The organism is Micromonospora sp. A200 (assembly GCF_029893845.1).
In the GTDB taxonomy this organism is placed as follows: Bacteria; Actinomycetota; Actinomycetes; order Mycobacteriales; family Micromonosporaceae; genus Micromonospora; species Micromonospora purpureochromogenes.
Genome location: NZ_JARXXY010000051.1, coordinates 1 through 15,652, shown reverse-complemented (window position 1 = coordinate 15,652; position 15,652 = coordinate 1). Strand labels below are relative to the sequence as shown.

General features: G+C 74.0%; 16 protein-coding genes and 1 pseudogene. 6 read left to right on the top strand and 11 right to left on the bottom strand.

Annotation, left to right across the window (positions count from 1 at the left end; translation table 11 throughout):
* Positions 1-10: 10 nt before the first annotated feature.
* The 3 genes from M2302_RS30390 to M2302_RS30380 all read right to left on the bottom strand — a co-directional run bounded on the left by M2302_RS30390 (position 11) and on the right by M2302_RS30380 (position 3,469).
* Positions 11-2,362 carry a sodium-translocating pyrophosphatase gene (locus tag M2302_RS30390; RefSeq protein WP_280841243.1) on the bottom strand — a complete coding sequence of 784 codons (2,352 nt, stop codon included), beginning with the start codon at positions 2,360-2,362 and terminating at the stop codon, positions 11-13.
* A 316-nt stretch (positions 2,363-2,678) separates the two neighbouring features.
* On the bottom strand, positions 2,679-3,116 hold the full coding sequence (locus tag M2302_RS30385) for an ATP-binding protein (protein WP_210776158.1): 438 nt from the start codon (positions 3,114-3,116) through the stop codon (positions 2,679-2,681).
* The gene (locus M2302_RS30380; protein ID WP_088959229.1) at positions 3,113-3,469 is read right to left on the bottom strand and encodes an STAS domain-containing protein; all 357 of its coding nucleotides are present in this window, start codon (positions 3,467-3,469) and stop codon (positions 3,113-3,115) included. Before M2302_RS30380 ends, M2302_RS30385 begins: the two co-directional genes overlap by 4 nt.
* 140 nt (positions 3,470-3,609) lie before the next feature.
* On the opposite strand from M2302_RS30380, the gene M2302_RS30375 reads away from it, so the two are divergent.
* The 3 genes from M2302_RS30375 (at position 3,610) to M2302_RS30365 (ending at position 7,102) form a co-directional block, all read left to right on the top strand.
* Positions 3,610-6,123 carry a DEAD/DEAH box helicase gene (locus M2302_RS30375; protein WP_280841242.1) on the top strand — a complete coding sequence of 838 codons (2,514 nt, stop codon included), beginning with the start codon at positions 3,610-3,612 and terminating at the stop codon, positions 6,121-6,123.
* Positions 6,124-6,269: 146 nt separating this feature from the next.
* Positions 6,270-6,476 carry a hypothetical protein gene (locus M2302_RS30370; protein ID WP_280841241.1) on the top strand — a complete coding sequence of 69 codons (207 nt, stop codon included), beginning with the start codon at positions 6,270-6,272 and terminating at the stop codon, positions 6,474-6,476.
* Between the two features lie 47 nt (positions 6,477-6,523).
* A complete protein-coding gene (locus M2302_RS30365; protein WP_280841240.1) occupies positions 6,524-7,102 on the top strand; it encodes a hypothetical protein in 579 nt (192 codons plus the stop codon).
* A 74-nt stretch (positions 7,103-7,176) separates the two neighbouring features.
* Here the strand turns inward: M2302_RS30365 and M2302_RS30360 are convergent, their stop codons facing one another.
* The 7 genes and pseudogenes from M2302_RS30360 to ssd all read right to left on the bottom strand — a co-directional run bounded on the left by M2302_RS30360 (position 7,177) and on the right by ssd (position 12,438).
* The gene (locus M2302_RS30360) at positions 7,177-7,581 is read right to left on the bottom strand and encodes an Rv3654c family TadE-like protein (RefSeq protein WP_280841260.1); all 405 of its coding nucleotides are present in this window, start codon (positions 7,579-7,581) and stop codon (positions 7,177-7,179) included.
* 23 nt (positions 7,582-7,604) lie between these two features.
* The gene (locus M2302_RS30355) at positions 7,605-7,973 is read right to left on the bottom strand and encodes a TadE family type IV pilus minor pilin (protein WP_280841239.1); all 369 of its coding nucleotides are present in this window, start codon (positions 7,971-7,973) and stop codon (positions 7,605-7,607) included.
* Positions 7,970-8,098 carry a DUF4244 domain-containing protein gene (locus tag M2302_RS30350; RefSeq protein ID WP_280841238.1) on the bottom strand — a complete coding sequence of 43 codons (129 nt, stop codon included), beginning with the start codon at positions 8,096-8,098 and terminating at the stop codon, positions 7,970-7,972. The genes M2302_RS30355 and M2302_RS30350 overlap by 4 nt, the downstream gene beginning before the upstream one ends.
* Positions 8,099-8,162: 64 nt before the next feature.
* A pseudogene (locus M2302_RS30345) lies at positions 8,163-8,904 on the bottom strand (type II secretion system F family protein).
* A complete protein-coding gene (locus M2302_RS30340) occupies positions 8,901-10,184 on the bottom strand; it encodes a hypothetical protein (RefSeq protein WP_280841237.1) in 1,284 nt (427 codons plus the stop codon). The pseudogene M2302_RS30345 and the gene M2302_RS30340 overlap by 4 nt, the downstream one beginning before the upstream one ends.
* Positions 10,181-11,386 carry a TadA family conjugal transfer-associated ATPase gene (locus tag M2302_RS30335; RefSeq protein ID WP_280841236.1) on the bottom strand — a complete coding sequence of 402 codons (1,206 nt, stop codon included), beginning with the start codon at positions 11,384-11,386 and terminating at the stop codon, positions 10,181-10,183. The genes M2302_RS30340 and M2302_RS30335 overlap by 4 nt, the downstream gene beginning before the upstream one ends.
* Complete coding sequence (gene ssd, locus M2302_RS30330; RefSeq protein ID WP_280841259.1) at positions 11,383-12,438, bottom strand: septum site-determining protein Ssd; 1,056 nt, start codon at positions 12,436-12,438, stop codon at positions 11,383-11,385. The genes M2302_RS30335 and ssd overlap by 4 nt, the downstream gene beginning before the upstream one ends.
* Positions 12,439-12,891: 453 nt before the next feature.
* Between ssd and M2302_RS30325 the strand changes: the two genes are divergently transcribed.
* Together M2302_RS30325 and M2302_RS30320 are read left to right on the top strand one after the other, a co-directional pair.
* On the top strand, positions 12,892-13,692 hold the full coding sequence (locus M2302_RS30325) for a hypothetical protein (RefSeq protein WP_280841235.1): 801 nt from the start codon (positions 12,892-12,894) through the stop codon (positions 13,690-13,692).
* Positions 13,693-13,747: 55 nt separating this feature from the next.
* Positions 13,748-14,491, top strand: coding sequence for a methyltransferase domain-containing protein (locus tag M2302_RS30320; RefSeq protein WP_280841234.1), 744 nt, complete (start codon positions 13,748-13,750; stop codon positions 14,489-14,491).
* 63 nt (positions 14,492-14,554) lie between these two features.
* On the opposite strand, the gene M2302_RS30315 is transcribed toward M2302_RS30320, so the two are convergent.
* On the bottom strand, positions 14,555-15,052 hold the full coding sequence (locus M2302_RS30315; protein WP_280841233.1) for a hypothetical protein: 498 nt from the start codon (positions 15,050-15,052) through the stop codon (positions 14,555-14,557).
* Between the two features lie 424 nt (positions 15,053-15,476).
* Here M2302_RS30315 and M2302_RS30310 point away from each other — a divergent pair.
* The coding region (locus M2302_RS30310; protein ID WP_280841258.1) for an alpha/beta hydrolase at positions 15,477-15,652 on the top strand (176 nt) is incomplete at its 3' end.

Genomic DNA, 15,652 nt, shown 5'->3' with positions numbered 1-15,652 from the left:
CACCGTCGCCTCAGGCGTTGACCGTCTCCGCCCGCTCCGGGCTGCCCGCCCCGGAGCCGTCGTCGGAGGAGTCCATCGCCACGCCCTTGCGCTTGCTGAACACCACCGCGGCCACCACGATCAGAGTCGCGACCAGCGCGATCGTCACCCGCAGCGGGGTGTTGCGGTCGTCACCGACGCTCCACGCCACCACGGCCGGCGCGATCAGCAGCGAGACCAGGTTCATCACCTTGATCAGCGGGTTGATCGCCGGGCCGGCGGTGTCCTTGAACGGGTCACCGACGGTGTCGCCGATGACCGTCGCGGCGTGCGACTCGGAGCCCTTGCCGCCGTACGCGCCGTCCTCGACCAGCTTCTTGGCGTTGTCCCAGGCGCCACCGGAGTTGGCCAGGAAGACCGCCATCAGCGTGCCGGCCCCGATCGCCCCGGCCAGGTACGCCGCCAGCGCGCCGGGCCCGAGGCCGAAGCCGACCGCGATCGGCGCGAGGATGGCGAGCAGACCGGGGGTCATCAGCTCGCGCTGCGCGTCCCGGGTGCAGATGTCGACGACCTTGCCGTACTCGGGGCGCTGGGTGCGGTCCATGATCCCGGGCAGTTCGCGGAACTGCCGGCGGACCTCCATCACCACGGCGCCGGCCGAGCGGGAGACCGCGTTGATGGCCAGCCCGGAGAAGAGGAAGACCACCGCCGCGCCGATGATCAGACCGACCAGGTTGCGCGGGTTGGACACGTTCAGCGAGTTGAGGATCTCGGTGCCGACGTCCCCGACCCCGGCGTCGGCGTACGCGGTGCGCAGGGTGTCGGTGTACGAGCCGAACAGCGCGGTCGCGGCGAGCACCGCCGTGGCGATCGCGATGCCCTTGGTGATCGCCTTGGTGGTGTTGCCCACCGCGTCCAGCTCGGTGAGGATCCGGGCGCCGTTCTCGTCGATGTCGCCGGACATCTCCGCCACGCCCTGCGCGTTGTCGGAGATCGGGCCGAAGGTGTCCATCGCGACGATCACGCCGACGGTGGTGAGCAGGCCGGTGCCGGCCAGCGCGACCGCGAAGAGGGAGAGCGTGATGGAGGTGCCGCCGAGCAGGAACGCCCCGAAGACGCCGGCGGCGATCAGCAGCGCCGAGTAGACCGCCGACTCCAGGCCGACGCTGATACCGGCGAGGATGACGGTGGCCGCGCCGGTCTGCGAGCTCTTGCCGATGTCCTGCACCGGGCGCCGGTTGGTCTCGGTGAAGTAGCCGGTCAGCGCCTGGATGGCGGCGGCCAGCACGATGCCGATGACGACCGCGCCGATGGCGACGATGCGGGGGTTCTGGTCGACGTCGGTCAGCCCGCCCTCCAGCTCGGCGAAGGTCGCCGGCAGGTAGAGGAAGGCGGCGATCGCCACCAGCACCGCCGAGATCACCGCGGAGAGATAGAAGGCCCGGTTGATAGCGGTCAGGCCGTTGCGGTCCGAGACGCGCAGCCGGGTGATGAAGACGCCGATGATCGCGACGAGGACACCGATGGTGGAGATGATCAGCGGGAAGACCAGGCCGTCCTCGCCGAACGCGGCGCGACCCAGGATCAGCGCCGCGACCAGGGTCACCGCGTACGACTCGAACAGGTCGGCGGCCATGCCGGCGCAGTCGCCGACGTTGTCGCCCACGTTGTCCGCGATGGTGGCCGCGTTGCGCGGGTCGTCCTCGGGGATGCCCTGCTCGACCTTGCCGACCAGGTCGGCGCCGACGTCGGCGGCCTTGGTGAAGATGCCGCCGCCGACCCGCATGAACATGGCCAGCAGGGCGGCGCCGAAGCCGAAGCCCTCCAGCACCGTCGGCGCGTCGCCCTTGAAGAGCAGGACGACCATCGCGGCGCCGAAGAGGCCGAGCCCGACGGTGAGGAAGCCGACCACGCCGCCGGTGCGGAAGGCGATCTTCATGGCGGCCTCGCGCCCGCCCTGCGCCTCGCGCGCCGCCGCGGCGACCCGCAGGTTGGCGCGGGTGGCCAGCCACATGCCGGCGCCACCGATGGACGCGCTGAACAGGGCACCGACCACGAAGAACGCCGACCGGCCGAGCTTCACCGCCAGCTCGCTGCCGTCGGTGTCGTGCACCGGGAGCAGGAAGAGGAGCACGACGGCGACGACGACGAAGATCGCCAGCGTCCTGAACTGCCGGAGCAGGTACGCGGAGGCACCCTCCTGTACCGCTCCGGAGATCTCCTGCATGTTGGTGGTGCCCTTACCGGCTGCCAGCACGGCCTTGGTCAAGGCGGCGGCGAAGACGAGTGCCACCAGCGCGATCACCGCGGCGATGACGACGTACGTCAGGTTTCCTCCGGAAAGGGACAGCGCGCCGCCTTCGGCGGCCAAGGTCCCGGACATCTATGTCCTCCTGTACCGAACACTGTCGCGCCGGCCAGCGGACGCACTGACCCGACGCCTGGATGCGGTTGCGCAAGCGCGCCAACCCACCCCACCGGACCAGCGATGAACGCACATACCCGCTGGTTGCGGGAAGGAGCACTTGCTGACAACCCCGGTACTGTAGCCCCGCGAGTGTTGGAGGTCACATCCGGGGGACACCGTGTCCGGATGATCTTTGTAACTGTGTTATGAGGAAAAATCTGATATAGGAGCCCATCAGCACGTCGAGGCCGCGACCCCGAAGGGTCGCGGCCTCGACAGCGGAATGTGAAGGTCAGCGGCCGACCGGCCACACCATCCGGACCTCGGTGCCGACGCCCTCCTCGACCGGACGGACCTGGAGGTCCTCCACGAAACCGGCAAGCAGGGCGAAGCCGACGCCGGTGGTCAGCGCCTCGTCGGTCAGCGACTCGTTGGCCAGGTCGTCGGCGTTCAACGCGGCCAGCCCGATGCCGGCCTCGATCGGCGCGCGGTCCACCACCCGCACCGAGTACGCCCCGGAGTCGGACATCTCCACCAGCACCGGGTCGGGCAGCCCGTACTGCCGGTGCAACGCGACCGCCCGGGTGCACGCCTCACCGATGGCCAGCCGCACCTCGTCGAGCAGGTTCTCGCGCACCCCGGCCCGGCGGGCCACCGCGACGCCGACCAGGCGGGCGGTGCGCACGTGCACCGGAGCCGGCGAGAAGGAGAGTCGGACCGTCGCCATCACGCGCCGGCGCCGGTGGGGTCCGCCGCGATCGCCGCCTCGACCGTGGGGTGCAGCGGGAACACCTGATCCAGCGCGGTGATCCGGAAGATCTTGAGCAGCGGCTCCTTGTCGCAGACCAGGGCGAAGGAGCCACCGGCCGAGCGGAGCCGCTTGAGGGCGCCGACCAGCACGCCGAGACCGGTCGAGTCGAGGAAGTCCACCCGACCGAGGTCGACGACCACCCGCCGAGAGCCACCGTCGATCAGCTCGAGAAGCCGTTCGCGCAGGCGGGGGGCGGTGTAGACGTCCACCTCACCGCCGACCTCGAGCACCGTGTGCTCCCCCACGGTGCGGGTCGCCAGCGACAGCTCCATCAGTCCCTCCTCCGAGAGCCGTAAACTCTCCTGGGCATCTAACCATCCCCGCCACGACGGCCTCTGGTCACCGGCGGAGGCTTCCTCTTACCCACGCCCGGAGTTGTTCACCTCCGAACACCAGTGCGAGAGTGCAGGACGTGAATCCCGCAGCCACCGTATCCGCAGGTCCCGGCCCCGGGCGACCGCCGACGGCGGCGCCGGGCGACCTGCTGCGCCGGCTGCGCGCCCGACACGACGACGATCCGGTCACCCACGTCGAGCGGGTCCCGGCCCGGCCCGGCGAGCCGGCCCCCTGGCCGCAGTGGGCTCCCGAGGACCTGCGGGCGGCGTTCGCCCGACGCGGCGTGGTCGCGCCCTGGCGGCACCAGGCCGAGGCCGCCGAGCAGGCGTACGCGGGGCAGCACGTGGTGGTGGCCACCGGCACGGCGTCGGGCAAGTCGCTGGCCTACCAACTGCCCGCGCTGGCCACCCTGCTCGCCGATCCCAGGGCCACCGTGCTCTACCTGGCCCCGACCAAGGCGCTCGCCGCCGACCAGCTCCGCGCCGTCGCCGGCCTCGAACTCGACGGGGTACGCCCCGCCACCTACGACGGGGACACCCCGCGCGCCGAGCGGGAGTGGATCCGCCGGCACTCCCGGTTCGTCCTGACCAACCCGGACATGCTGCACCACGGCATCCTCCCCGGGCACGCGCACTGGTCCGGCTTCCTGCGCCGGCTGGCGTACGTGGTGATCGACGAGTGCCACACCTACCGGGGCGTGTTCGGCTCGCACGTCGCGCACGTGCTGCGCCGCCTGCGCCGGCAGTGCGCGAAGTACGGCCGTACCCCCGTCTTCGTGCTGGCCTCGGCGACGTCGGGCGACCCGGCGACGGCGGCCGGGCGGCTCACCGGCCTGCCGGTTGCGGCCGTCACCGAGGACACCTCGCCGCGCGGCGGGGTGACCTTCGCGCTCTGGGAGCCGCCGCTGCTCCCCAATTCCTCGGGCGAGGTCGCGGACCTCGCGCCGGTCCGCCGGTCGGCGCTGCGGGAGACCGCGGACCTGCTCGCCGACACCGTCGCCGAGGGGGTACGCACGCTGGCCTTCGTCCGCTCCCGCAAGGGCGCCGAGGTGGTGGCGGCGAACGCGCGGCGGGCGCTCGACGAGGCGGTGCCCGGGCTCGGCGACCGGGTGGCCGCCTACCGGGCCGGCTACCTGCGCGAGGAGCGGCGCGAGCTGGAACGCGCCCTGCTCCACGGCGACCTGCTCGGCCTCGCCTCCACCAACGCGCTGGAACTCGGCGTCGACCTGGTCGGCCTGGACGCGGTGCTGATCTGCGGCTGGCCGGGCACCCGGGCGTCACTCTGGCAGCAGGCCGGCCGGGCCGGCCGCTCCGGCGACGAGGCGCTGGCGGTGCTGGTGGCCCGGGACGACCCGCTCGACACCTATCTGGTGCACCACCCGGAGGCGCTGTTCGGGCGGCCGGTCGAGGCCACCGTGCTCGACCCGGCCAACCCGTACGTGCTCGCCCCGCAGCTCGCCTGCGCGGCGGCGGAGGCCCCGCTCACCCCGGCCGACCTGGACCTCTTCGGCGACGGGGCGAAGGAGGCCGTCGAGGAACTGGTCGCGGCGGGGGCGCTGCGGCAGCGGCCGACCGGCTGGTACTGGCGGCACCGGGAGCGGCCCGAGGTGGACCTGCGCGGCGAGGGTGGCGCGCCGGTCTGCGTGGTGGAGGCCTCGACCGGGCGGCTGCTCGGCACCGTCGACGGCGGCTCCTCGCACTTCCTCATCCACCCCGGCGCGGTCTACCTGCACCAGGGCGTCTCGTACGTGGTCGACTCGCTGGACCTGGCCGACGGGTGCGCGCTGGTGCACGCCGAGGAGCCGGACTGGTCCACCCACGCCCGCGACGTCACCTCGCTGTCGGTGGTGTCGGTGCGCTCCTACGTGGACGCCGGGCCGGTCGGGCTCTTCCTCGGCGAGGTGGACGTGACCAGCCAGGTGGTGTCGTACCAGCGGCGGCGGATCGCCTCCGGGGAAGTGATCGACACCCGACCGCTGGACCTGCCGGCCCGGGAACTGCGCACCGTCGCGGTCTGGTTCACCCTCTCCCCGCAGTCGCTGGCCCTCGCCGGGGTGGAGGCGGCCGACGTCCCGGGGGCGCTGCACGCCGCCGAGCACGCCGCCATCGGACTGCTGCCCCTGATGGCCACCTGCGACCGCTGGGACATCGGCGGGCTCTCCACCGCCGTGCACCCGGACACCGAGGCCCCGACCGTCTTCGTCTACGACGGCCACCCGGGCGGGGCGGGCTTCGCCGAGCGGGCGTACGGGACGGCGGCGGCCTGGCTGCGCGCCACCCGGGACGCGATCGCCGAGTGCGGCTGCGAGGCGGGCTGCCCGTCCTGCGTGCAGTCGCCGAAGTGCGGCAACGGCAACAACCCGCTCTCCAAGCCGGACGCCGTCCGGGTCCTCGACGTGGTGCTCGCCAACCTGCCCCGCGACGCCGAGCCGGCGCCGGCCCTGTCCGATGGCCTCGTTTCGGCCGCGTCGGGTGCACCTGCGGCGGCGGACCTGCCGGCAGCCTCGGCCGCCAACGCCTCGGCCGCGCCGCTCCTGCCGCGCCAGGACGACCGGGCGGGCGCGGACGCGGACGTCGCTCCCCCGGGCTGAGGCTTCCGCTTTCCGGGATGCGTGCATGACCGGCACGACGGGCGGGCATTGATGCATGGGAGCGCTTCCATAGGCGGGCTTTCCTGTCCTGCGGCGGCGCTCAGCAGACCAGCCGACCCGTCGTTTCGGCCCCCGGAGGAGGAGCCATGGCCGGTACCATCGCCGAGACCGTCGACCTGCTCTACACGATCGACCAGGAGAAGCTCACCCCCGACCAGCAGATCGCCCTCGGCGCCGCGCTGGCCAGCCTGGCGCAGGCGGAACGCCTGGAACAGATCAACGAGCGGCTGCGCGGGATCCACCAGGTGCTCAACGCCTGGGCGTTGAAGGCGACGGTCGAGGGCGGACGTTGAGCCGCTGGTTGTGCGAGACTCCGGCGCAAACTTCGGAGGAGACCTAAATGCAGCTCGACAACTTGCAGACGCAGCACCAGTTCCACGTCCGGCAGCGGATCCGGATGATGGTCAACCAGTACGAGGTCCGTGCCGTGGCCCCGGACGGCACGGAGGGAGAGCTGCTGGCGTTCGCGCAGCAGAAGCGGCTCGCCTTCAAGGAGCAGGTCACGATCTACACCGACGACTCGAAGCAGCAGCCCCTGCTCGGCTTCAAGGCGCGGCAGCGGCTCGATCTCGGCGCCACGTACGACGTCACCGACGCGGCCGGCAACCCGATCGGGCTGTTCCGCAAGGACTTCGCCCAGTCGCTGCTGCGCTCGACCTGGCACGTCGAGCAGCCCGGCCTGCCGCAGGTCACCGGCCAGGAGCGGAGCATGCCGGTGGCGCTGCTGCGCCGGTTCGTGGACTCGCTCTCCTGGCTGCCGTACCACTTCGACTTCGTCGCCGGGGGCCAGCCGGTCTTCACGGTGGTCAAGAAGTGGGGCCTGCGCGACAAGTACGTCGTCGAGGTGCAGAACCCGCAGGTGGACCGCCGCCTGGTGATCGCCATGGCGATCGGGCTGGACGCTCTCCAGGGCCGCTGACCCGTGCCGACCGGCCGGGGCGCGTCCTGCGGGCGCGCGCCCGGCCGGCGTGCCGCCACACGGCCGGTGCTCGGTCAGTCCCGGCTTGGGCCGGCGCGGGAGGTGGCCGTGGCCACCCGGTGGAAGCCGGGAAGCGGGGTGACCGGCACCTCCACGTTCACCAGCACGTCGAGGCCGTCCAGCTGGCAACCGGCCAGGATTGCGCCGTTGGCCCGGGCGAACTCGGCCGCCGCCGCGCACGCCACCCCGTCACCGTCCAGCGCTCGCCCCGCCCCGGCAAGCGCCGCGAAGTCGGCGCCGACCCGAGCCTGGTGGCGGGCCGTCCGGGCGGTGCCGATCGCCGCACCGAAGACCCCGACCAGGACGAACACCAGGCCCACGACGAGCAGGCACACCGTGGCCCCACCCCGGTCGGATGCACCGGTTCGCCTCGGCGGCGCGGCTGCGCTGCCGGGAAGCCCGGACCGCCCCCGCGCCACCACAGGGCCGGATCGCGCGGGCGTCACGGGTGCGCCGCCGGGGAGCCCGGCTCGACGGCGGCGACCGTGGTGGCCGCCGCGGTGATCCGGGGCAGGCGGGCGCCGAGCGTCCGGACCGGTGCCCGCACCGTCACGGTGACCCGGTCGCCGTCCACCGTCACCGAGACGTCCGCTCCCGGTGGCGCGATCCGCGTCCCGGCCGCAGTGCCGCTCTCGCCCCGGGAGGCGGCGAGTGCCGCCTCCCGGGCCGCGTCCAGGCAAGCGGCCTTCGTGGTGACCGCGTCGACCGCGGTGAGGCCGGCGAGCAGGAGCAGGAGCAGCGCCGGCAGGCCGGCCGCCAACTCGGCGGTGAACGAACCCCGGTCACGACCGGCCGGCCGGCGCCGGCTCACTTCAGCGCCCGGTCGATGACCGCGGTCAGGGCGGACTGCACGTTGCCGGAGGTGAGCACCTTGAGCACGATGCCCGCGAAGGCGACCGCGGCGAGGGTGCCGACGGCGTACTCGGCAGTGTTCATCCCGGCGTCCCCCCGGAGCCGGGAGAGGAGTTTGCGCACTGGTGTGTCCCTTCTCGATGGTTTCTCAGAGCACGTCGCCGAGGACGGCGACAATCACCGGCACCAGGCCGGCGAGAATGAAGGCCGGCAGGAAACAAAGTCCCAGTGGCAGCACGATGAGCACCCCGGCCCGCCGGGCCGACGCCTCGGCGGCGATGGACCGGTCCGCCCGCAGGTCGTCGGCGACCCGGGTCAGCGCCCCGGCGAGCGCGGCTCCACTGCGCGAGGTACGCAACGCGGCGGCGACCAGCCGGTCGGCCCCCGGTACCGCGCCGAGGTGCACCCAGGCCTCGTCGGGTGCGCCGCCGAGCAGCAGGCGTCCGGCCGATCCGGTGGAGCCGCTCGGCCAGCGGCCCGCCGAGGGCGTCGGCGACCTCGAGTACCGAGCGGTCGACCGGCGCGCCGGCACGTAACGTCGCCGCCAGCAGGTCGGCGGCCAGCGGAAGGTCGGCGGCCTCGAGCAGCCGGCGGTCCCGGGCGGCCGGGGACTCGATCCGCCGGAGCAGCCGGTCCGCCACCAGGGCGGCCACCGCCCCGACGAGGCAACCCGACACCCCGCCGAGCAGGACCGCCACCGCCAATCCGGCCAGCCCGGCACCGAGCCGTACGCGGTCCGGCCACCACGGCGGGCGCCGGTCTGCCGCCGGCCGGACCTGGGGACCCAGTCCCCGCAACCGTCGGCAGGGGCGGACGCCCGGCGCACGGAGCGCCACCACCAGGGCCGCCGCGACGACGAGAGCGCCGGCCGCCCACTCCTGCCGGTTCATCGGGCGCTCGCGGCCGGCGTGCCGCCCAACCGCTCCGCCCAGAACAGACCACCGATCTGCAACCCCATGGCGGTGACCGCACTGACCGCCCCGATCGGGGTGTGCAGCAGCACCGCCACCGGATCGGCGCCGATGCCGTAGCCCAGGCCGATCCCGCCGAGCGGCAGGGCGGCGAGCAGCAGCGCGGTCGCCCGGGCGCCGGCGGCCTGGGCCGAGGCGGCGGCCAGCCCCCGGTCCAGTGCCCGGGCGTCGGCTTCGACGCGTTCGAGGAGTTCGGCCAGCGGCGCACCGGTCCGGTCGGCCAGCCGCACCGCGGCCCGGGTCAGGCTCCCGAGGCGGTCACCGTCGTCGTCCGGCGTCGGGACGGGCAGGCCGGCCCGCAGGTCGGCGGCGAGACCGCAGAGCTGGTCCAACCTGCGGCGGCGTTCCCCCACGGCATGCCGCGCCGCCCGCCGCCGGAGCACGGCCCGGGCGCCCAGCACGCCGTACCCGCCCAGGAGGACCCCGGCGACCGGCCCGGCGGCGATGACGCCGAGCACCGCCGCCACGAGCCCGACCAGGAGCAGCGTCCGGCGTGGGCGAGCCACCAGCGGCGCGAGGAGCGCCCTGAACCGCTGCACGGCCTGCACCGGCGTCGGCGGCCGGCCAGTGGTCAACGCGCCCGACCACCGCGCGGCGGTGTCGGCGGCCCGGACGCCGTCCGAACCGGCGGCTCGATGGAGGCGGCGGATCTCGCCAGCGCCGAGCCGCAGCGGCTCCACCGGCCGGCGGGAGTCGCGCCGACCGGGCGGCCGGAACGACGGTGGCCTGGTCAGCGCTCCCGCCGGACGGGCGAGCCGGCCGCCGGCCATGGGAGCAGGCGTCGGGCCTCCGACGGCCACCGCCACGGTGCACGGGCGGTCGGGAGCCGGCGTGGGCCGGCTCGATCTCGTCCCGACGGACCGGCGCGGGCCGGGCGGTACGACCGCGACCGGGGCGGTGCCAACCGGTGGCGGTGTCTCCGGCACTTCGGTGGCGGGCCCGGAGGCGAGGAGGGCGGCCGGGGCGGCGACAACCGGTGGCGGTGTCTCCGGCACTTCGGTGGCGGGCTCGAACGCGAGGAAGGCGGCCGGGGCGGTGCGGAACGACTCGCCGTCGTGCGCCGTGAGTGCGGGTTGGCCGGGTGCGCCGGCACCGAGCAGGGCGCGGCGTCGCCGGCGGCTGCTGCGGACCGGCCAGGCCACCACCGCCGCCGCCGCGCCCAGCAGCAGCGCCGCCACCAGCCAGATCGGAAGAGTCATGCCGGCCCCGCCGATCCCGGCCACGGCTCGCAGAGGATCGGTGGCACCGGCACGCCCCGGTCCCGCAACAGCGCGCCGAGGGCCCGACCGGCCAGCCCCAGTCCCCGTCCACGTACCCAGGCGGGCACGACGGTGACCAGGCGGTCGGGCCCCTCCGGGAGCAGGAGACAGATCGACTCCAGCACCCGGCCGCGCGGCCCACGGCGTACCTGGAGCACCACCTGGAGCGCGGCGGTCACCTGGGCGTGCAGCGCGGCCCTGGGCAGCCCGCCGAGCAGTCCGAGCGCCTCCAACCGGGCCGGCACGTCGGCCGGGGTGTTCGCGTGCAGCGTCCCGGCACCGCCGTCGTGGCCGGTGTTGAGGGCGCCGAGCAGGTCGACCACCTCCCCGCCCCGGCACTCCCCGACCACCAGCCGGTCGGGGCGCATCCGCAGCGCCTGCCGGACCAGTTCGCTGAGCCCGACCGCGCCGGTGCCCTCCACGTTGGCCGTACGGGCCTGGAGCCCCACCACGTGCGGGTGCACCGGGTGCAGCTCGGCGGCGTCCTCCACCAGCACGATCCGCTCGGTCGAGGGCACCAGCCCGAGCAGCGTGTTGAGCAGGGTGGTCTTGCCCGAGCCGGTGCCGCCGGTGACCAGGTACGCCAGCCGGGCGGCCACCACGGCCGCCAGCACCGGGGCGACCGGTCGTGGGACGGTGCCCTGGCGTACCAGGTCGTCGAGGGTGAACGGCTGCTGTCGGAAGGTACGCAGGGACAGGTAGGGGCCGTCGGTCGCCACCGGGGGCAGTACGGCGTGCAGTCGGGTGCCGTCGGGCAGCCGCGCGTCCGCGTACGGGGAGCCGTCGTCGAGCCGACGGCCGGCGGCCGCGGTGAGCCGCTGCGCCAACCGCCGTACGTCGTCGAGGGAGCCGAGCGGCACCGCCACCTGCCGCAGGCCCTCGCCCCGGTCGACCCAGACCCGGGTGCCGTTGACCAGCACGTCGGTGACCTGTGGATCGGCCAACAGCGGGGCGAGCGGCCCGGCACCGACCAGGTCGTCGCGGACCTGGTCGGCCATCCGCAGCACGGCGGTGTCACCGAGGACGGCGGCGGTGGGCTCGGCCCGGACGGCGGAGACGATCGCGGCCGGGGTGACGGGGGTGGCGGCGCCGGCCATCCGCTGCCGGACCCGGGCGGACAGGTCGTCGGGCCGGCCGGTCATGCCGCACCCGGGACTGGCAGGCCGGTCAACTCGGTGACGATCCGCCGGCAGAGCGCGGCGAGCGGGCCCCGCCCGGCCCCGGCCGGCGCCTCGCCCCGTTCCAGTCCTCGGCACAACGCCGGCTCGGGCCGCAGCGTACCGGCGAGCGGGAGACCGAGGGCGCGGGCCACCTCGGTGGCCTTCAACCGGCCGGGCGCCGGCCCGCGCACGATCACGCCGAGCGCGGCACAGTGCGGGGCGGCCGCGGCGACCACCCGGGCCGCCGCCGCGGTCGCCCGCAGCTCGGCCGGTACCACCAGGTACGCCTGGTCGGCCGACTGCAACGCGACCACCGCCGCGTCGTCGAGCTGACGCGGCACGTCGACCACCACGAAGTCCCGGCCACGCCGGGCGGCGTCGACCGTGGCGGCCATCGCCTGGGCGGGCAGGGCCAGCAGGTCTCCCCGGTCCCAGGAGAGGACCACCAGGTCACCCCGGCTGGGCAGCGCACGGACCAACGCCGGCGCGTCCACCCGGCCGTCGGCGTCGGTGAACGCCGGCCAGCGCAGGCCGTCCAGCTCCTCCCAGCCGAGGACGAGGTCGAGGCCGCCGCCGAGCGGGTCGGCGTCCACCAGCAGGGTGCGCAGGCGGGCCCGGGCGGCGGTGACCGCGAGAGCGCCGGCGAACACGCTGGCCCCCGCGCCGCCCCGCCCGCCGAGCACCGCGACGGTCCGCGCCGACCCGCCGAACGGACGATCGGACCCGCACTCGGTGAACCGGTCGACCAGCCAGGGCTCGGCCGCCGGGAGGGTGGCAACGTGTTCCGCGCCAAGCAGCTCGGCGACCTCCCATGCCGGGTCGAGCTCCCCGGTGCGGCCGACCAGGACCGTGCGGGGCCGCCGGGGCAGCCGCGCCCGCAGGCACGCCTGCGCCTGATCCCGGCCGACCAGCACCAGCGGCGCCGGCAGCCACCGGGCGCGGGCGGCGGCGGGATCGGCGGCCAGCTCGACCTCCGTACCGCCCGCGGCGGCGAGCCTGAGCAGCTCGTCGAGGAGGTCACCGTCCGCGGTCACCAGGAGCGGCAGCCGCCGGTGCGGCGGAAGTGAGGTACGGGGTGGCATCGCGGCCTCCAGCGGTCCGGCTCGTGGGTGCTGACCCAGACCCTGCTCCGAAGACCCTCCGGTCCACCGGCCTCGACCGGTCGCCTGTGGACAGCACCCACCCCTGTGGACAACCCGCGCCCCAGGCGGTGGATCTGCTAAGGCGATCCGCTTCCCACGTCGTTGCCGAAGACCCATGCAGCGCCGTTCGGAGACGACATGTCACGTCGCCGCGCCGGCCCGGCGGACAACTGCCCGATCGACCGTGGAAAATTGCCGGCGTCGCAGCTCACCGACCCCGGAGGGCGGACAATCATCGTCCCGTCCGCCACCCCGTGACCCATTGACGACCGGAGACACGGCCCGCCGATAATCGGTGTCCCCATGCCACCGACCGTGGTGGCTGCGCTGCCCGGGAACGGGGCCATGGCCGATCCGTCTGACGAGACCCACCGCCCCGACGCCACCCTGCGCATCGGGGGCTGGCTGCCCGAGCCCCGCCGTGCGGGCGGGCTCCCGCCGTACCCGTCGATCGCGCCTGGAGAGGCACGGCGCCGCGCCGGCGATTCCGCGCCGGGACCGGCGCGGCCGGTCGCCCAGGAGCCGTCACCCCGCGCCGGCGGTCCGGGGCGGGCGCTGGTGCTGGGCTGCGCCGTGGTCGGCGCGCTCGCCACCCTCGCCGTCGCGTCGTGGCCGATCTGGACGGCTCCGCCGCGCCCCGAGGAAGGCCCGCCGGCCGCCGCGCCGGCAACCGGGCTCGACCAGGCGGTCACGCCCGAGCCGGCGAGCGGCCAATCCACCGTCAGCTTCTCCCCCGCGCCGGTGTCCCTCTCCACCCGGGCCTCGGTGCGGTCGCCCAGCCCCACCGCCCGGCCACGCAACCCCGGCGGGGGTACGACCACCCGTCCTCGTCCGTCGACCACCCCACCCGGGCAGCCCCGCTCGGACGAACTTCCGCCGCTGCCCCCGTCGCGCGAACCGTCGCTGCGCTCCAGCGGCGGCGGCGCGGAGACGTTCGTCGACTTCGTCAACCGGCGGGACTCCGAGGTCGTGGTGCACTGGCTCGACTACGACGGTCAGCGGCGCCGGTACGCCGTCCTGGAACCGGGCCGGTCGTACCGGCAGCAGACCTACCTGGGCCACCCCTGGGTGGTCACCGACGCCGGCGGACACGGACTGGTCTGCTTCCTGCCCGCGCCCGACGTCAGCAGAGCGGTGATCCGATAGGCCGTGGTCGCGAAACGGGGATGCGCTGCCGGTCAGGAGTTGCCACCCTCGGCGGATGCAGACGACTGAGGACCTCACCGCTTTGCGCTATGCGCGGATGCGCTGGAACACGCCGCTGTCGGAGGAGCATGCCGCTCTGCTTCTGCAGCGGCTTGACATCCGGCCCGGCGCCCGAGTACTTGATCTCGGTTGCGGCTGGGGCGAGTTGCTGCTGAGGGCGGTTGCCGCCGGAGGAGTGAGCGGCGCAACCGTGACGACAGGCGTCGGTGTCGATACGGATGACGCTGCTCTCGCGAGGGGCCGGGCACTGGCGGCTGACCGCTCGCTGGACCAGCACGTCACCTTCCTGAAGGGGGAAGCGGCCTCTTCGCGGGAGTCCGGCGACCGCGTCCTGTGCGTTGGCGCCTCGCATGCCTTCGGTGGGACGGCCGATGCCCTCACGGCACTCGCCGAGTCCGTACGGCCCGGTGGCCGCCTCCTGTTCGGCGACGCGTACTGGGAGCGGCCCCCGACGGCCGAGGCGGTAGAAATCTTCGGGCAAGAGACGGTGCCGCTCGCTGATCTCATCGAGCTCGCCCGTGGGCTGGGCTGGAGAGTTCTGCACTTCAGCACTGCGGACCAGCGGGAATGGGACGACTTCGAGTCAACCTGGCGCGCGGGGCAGCAGGATTGGCTGCTGCAACACCCGGATGACCCTCGCGCGACGGAGGTACGCGAGGAACTCGATGACCGGCTGCGCGAGTACGTCGGCGTCTACCGCGGCGTCCTGGGTCTTGCGTACTTCGTCCTCGGTCGCTGAGCTGCGACAGCCCATCGTGCTCGTTTCCGCCCGCGTAGCTACCTTGCCGATTTGCTCGCGCCATCAGGCCTGCGCGATCGGCAGGACCGGCCCGATCCCCGGCTCCGGCGGACGCCAGGCTCGGATCCTCCGGTCCGGCAGGTTTCTCCTGGTCGGCCAGAGCTGCACCCGCCAGACGTCGCCGGGTCTCGTGGATCCGGGCCAGCCCCGGTTGACGAAGCCCCGACCGCAGATCCGGACCCCGTACCGCCCGTCGGGCACCTCGCACCCCCGGGACCCCATCGTCGGCGAGCCGTACGACAGCTCTCCGCCGTCGACCTCCAGCGCGCACTCGAAGATCTCTTCCCACTGCCCGAAGTCCCGGGGCGGCGGTTCGGCCCACACCTCGACCCGCAGTGCCATGTCGAAGTTGTTCTGGTGCGGCACGCAAACGAGCACCGTGTGATCGTCGCTGGCGATGCACGGGCCGATTTGCGCCTCCCGTCCGAGCATGCTCAGGTCCGAGTCGCCCTCCGACGTGCCGGAGAGAGTGAACTGCCCGTAGTCCAGTTCGACCGTCATGTCGTGAGCCGTGACCGGCGCTGGCGTCCCCACGTCGGACAGTGTGCCGTGGTACCGGTCGCCCTGGCGCCCCACGACCGGGTCACTGCCCACCGCCACAAGATCGACAGAATACGTGCTGGCGGAGGAGTTGACTCCAGACCTCGCCATGACGTCTCGCTTGCAGGGCACCCGCAGCACAAGCCACCGCGTCCGCTGACGGCTGCCAGATCCAGGGGACAGAGCAACGGTTGAAGCGGTTCGTGAGTCCTCCCCGCGTTCGCCGATCCCGCAGCATGGTCTACGCACTGCCGCCTAGCATCGGGTGAAGCCGACATCACGGGCGTGTGCTGCTGCACCCGCGCTCGCACGACATTTCGGCGGTCCTGCGGTACCGGCCGGTCCGGCCGGCATGCCGACCGTGACGAATCGGAAGGAAAGCGGCATGAGCTACATCACCGCCAAGGACGGCACCGAGATCTACTACAAGGACTGGGGTGCGGGCCCGGTCGTCACCTTCTCCCACGGCTGGCCGCTGAACGCGGACGCGTGGGACGGGCAGATGCTCTTCCTCATGCAGAACGGTTTCCGGGTCGTCGCACACGACCGCCGTGGTCACGG

Coding starts and splice junctions, on each gene's coding strand:
- M2302_RS30340 (WP_280841237.1), bottom strand. CDS start 10,184: ATGACTCTTCCGATCTGGCTGGTGGCGGCGCTGCTGCTGGGCGCGGCG.
- M2302_RS30390 (WP_280841243.1), bottom strand. CDS start 2,362: ATGTCCGGGACCTTGGCCGCCGAAGGCGGCGCGCTGTCCCTTTCCGGA.
- M2302_RS30335 (WP_280841236.1), bottom strand. CDS start 11,386: ATGACCGGCCGGCCCGACGACCTGTCCGCCCGGGTCCGGCAGCGGATG.
- M2302_RS30320 (WP_280841234.1), top strand. CDS start 13,748: ATGCAGACGACTGAGGACCTCACCGCTTTGCGCTATGCGCGGATGCGC.
- M2302_RS30315 (WP_280841233.1), bottom strand. CDS start 15,052: ATGACGGTCGAACTGGACTACGGGCAGTTCACTCTCTCCGGCACGTCG.
- M2302_RS30370 (WP_280841241.1), top strand. CDS start 6,270: ATGGCCGGTACCATCGCCGAGACCGTCGACCTGCTCTACACGATCGAC.
- M2302_RS30325 (WP_280841235.1), top strand. CDS start 12,892: ATGGCCGATCCGTCTGACGAGACCCACCGCCCCGACGCCACCCTGCGC.
- M2302_RS30380 (WP_088959229.1), bottom strand. CDS start 3,469: ATGGAGCTGTCGCTGGCGACCCGCACCGTGGGGGAGCACACGGTGCTC.
- M2302_RS30365 (WP_280841240.1), top strand. CDS start 6,524: ATGCAGCTCGACAACTTGCAGACGCAGCACCAGTTCCACGTCCGGCAG.
- M2302_RS30350 (WP_280841238.1), bottom strand. CDS start 8,098: ATGAACACTGCCGAGTACGCCGTCGGCACCCTCGCCGCGGTCGCCTTC.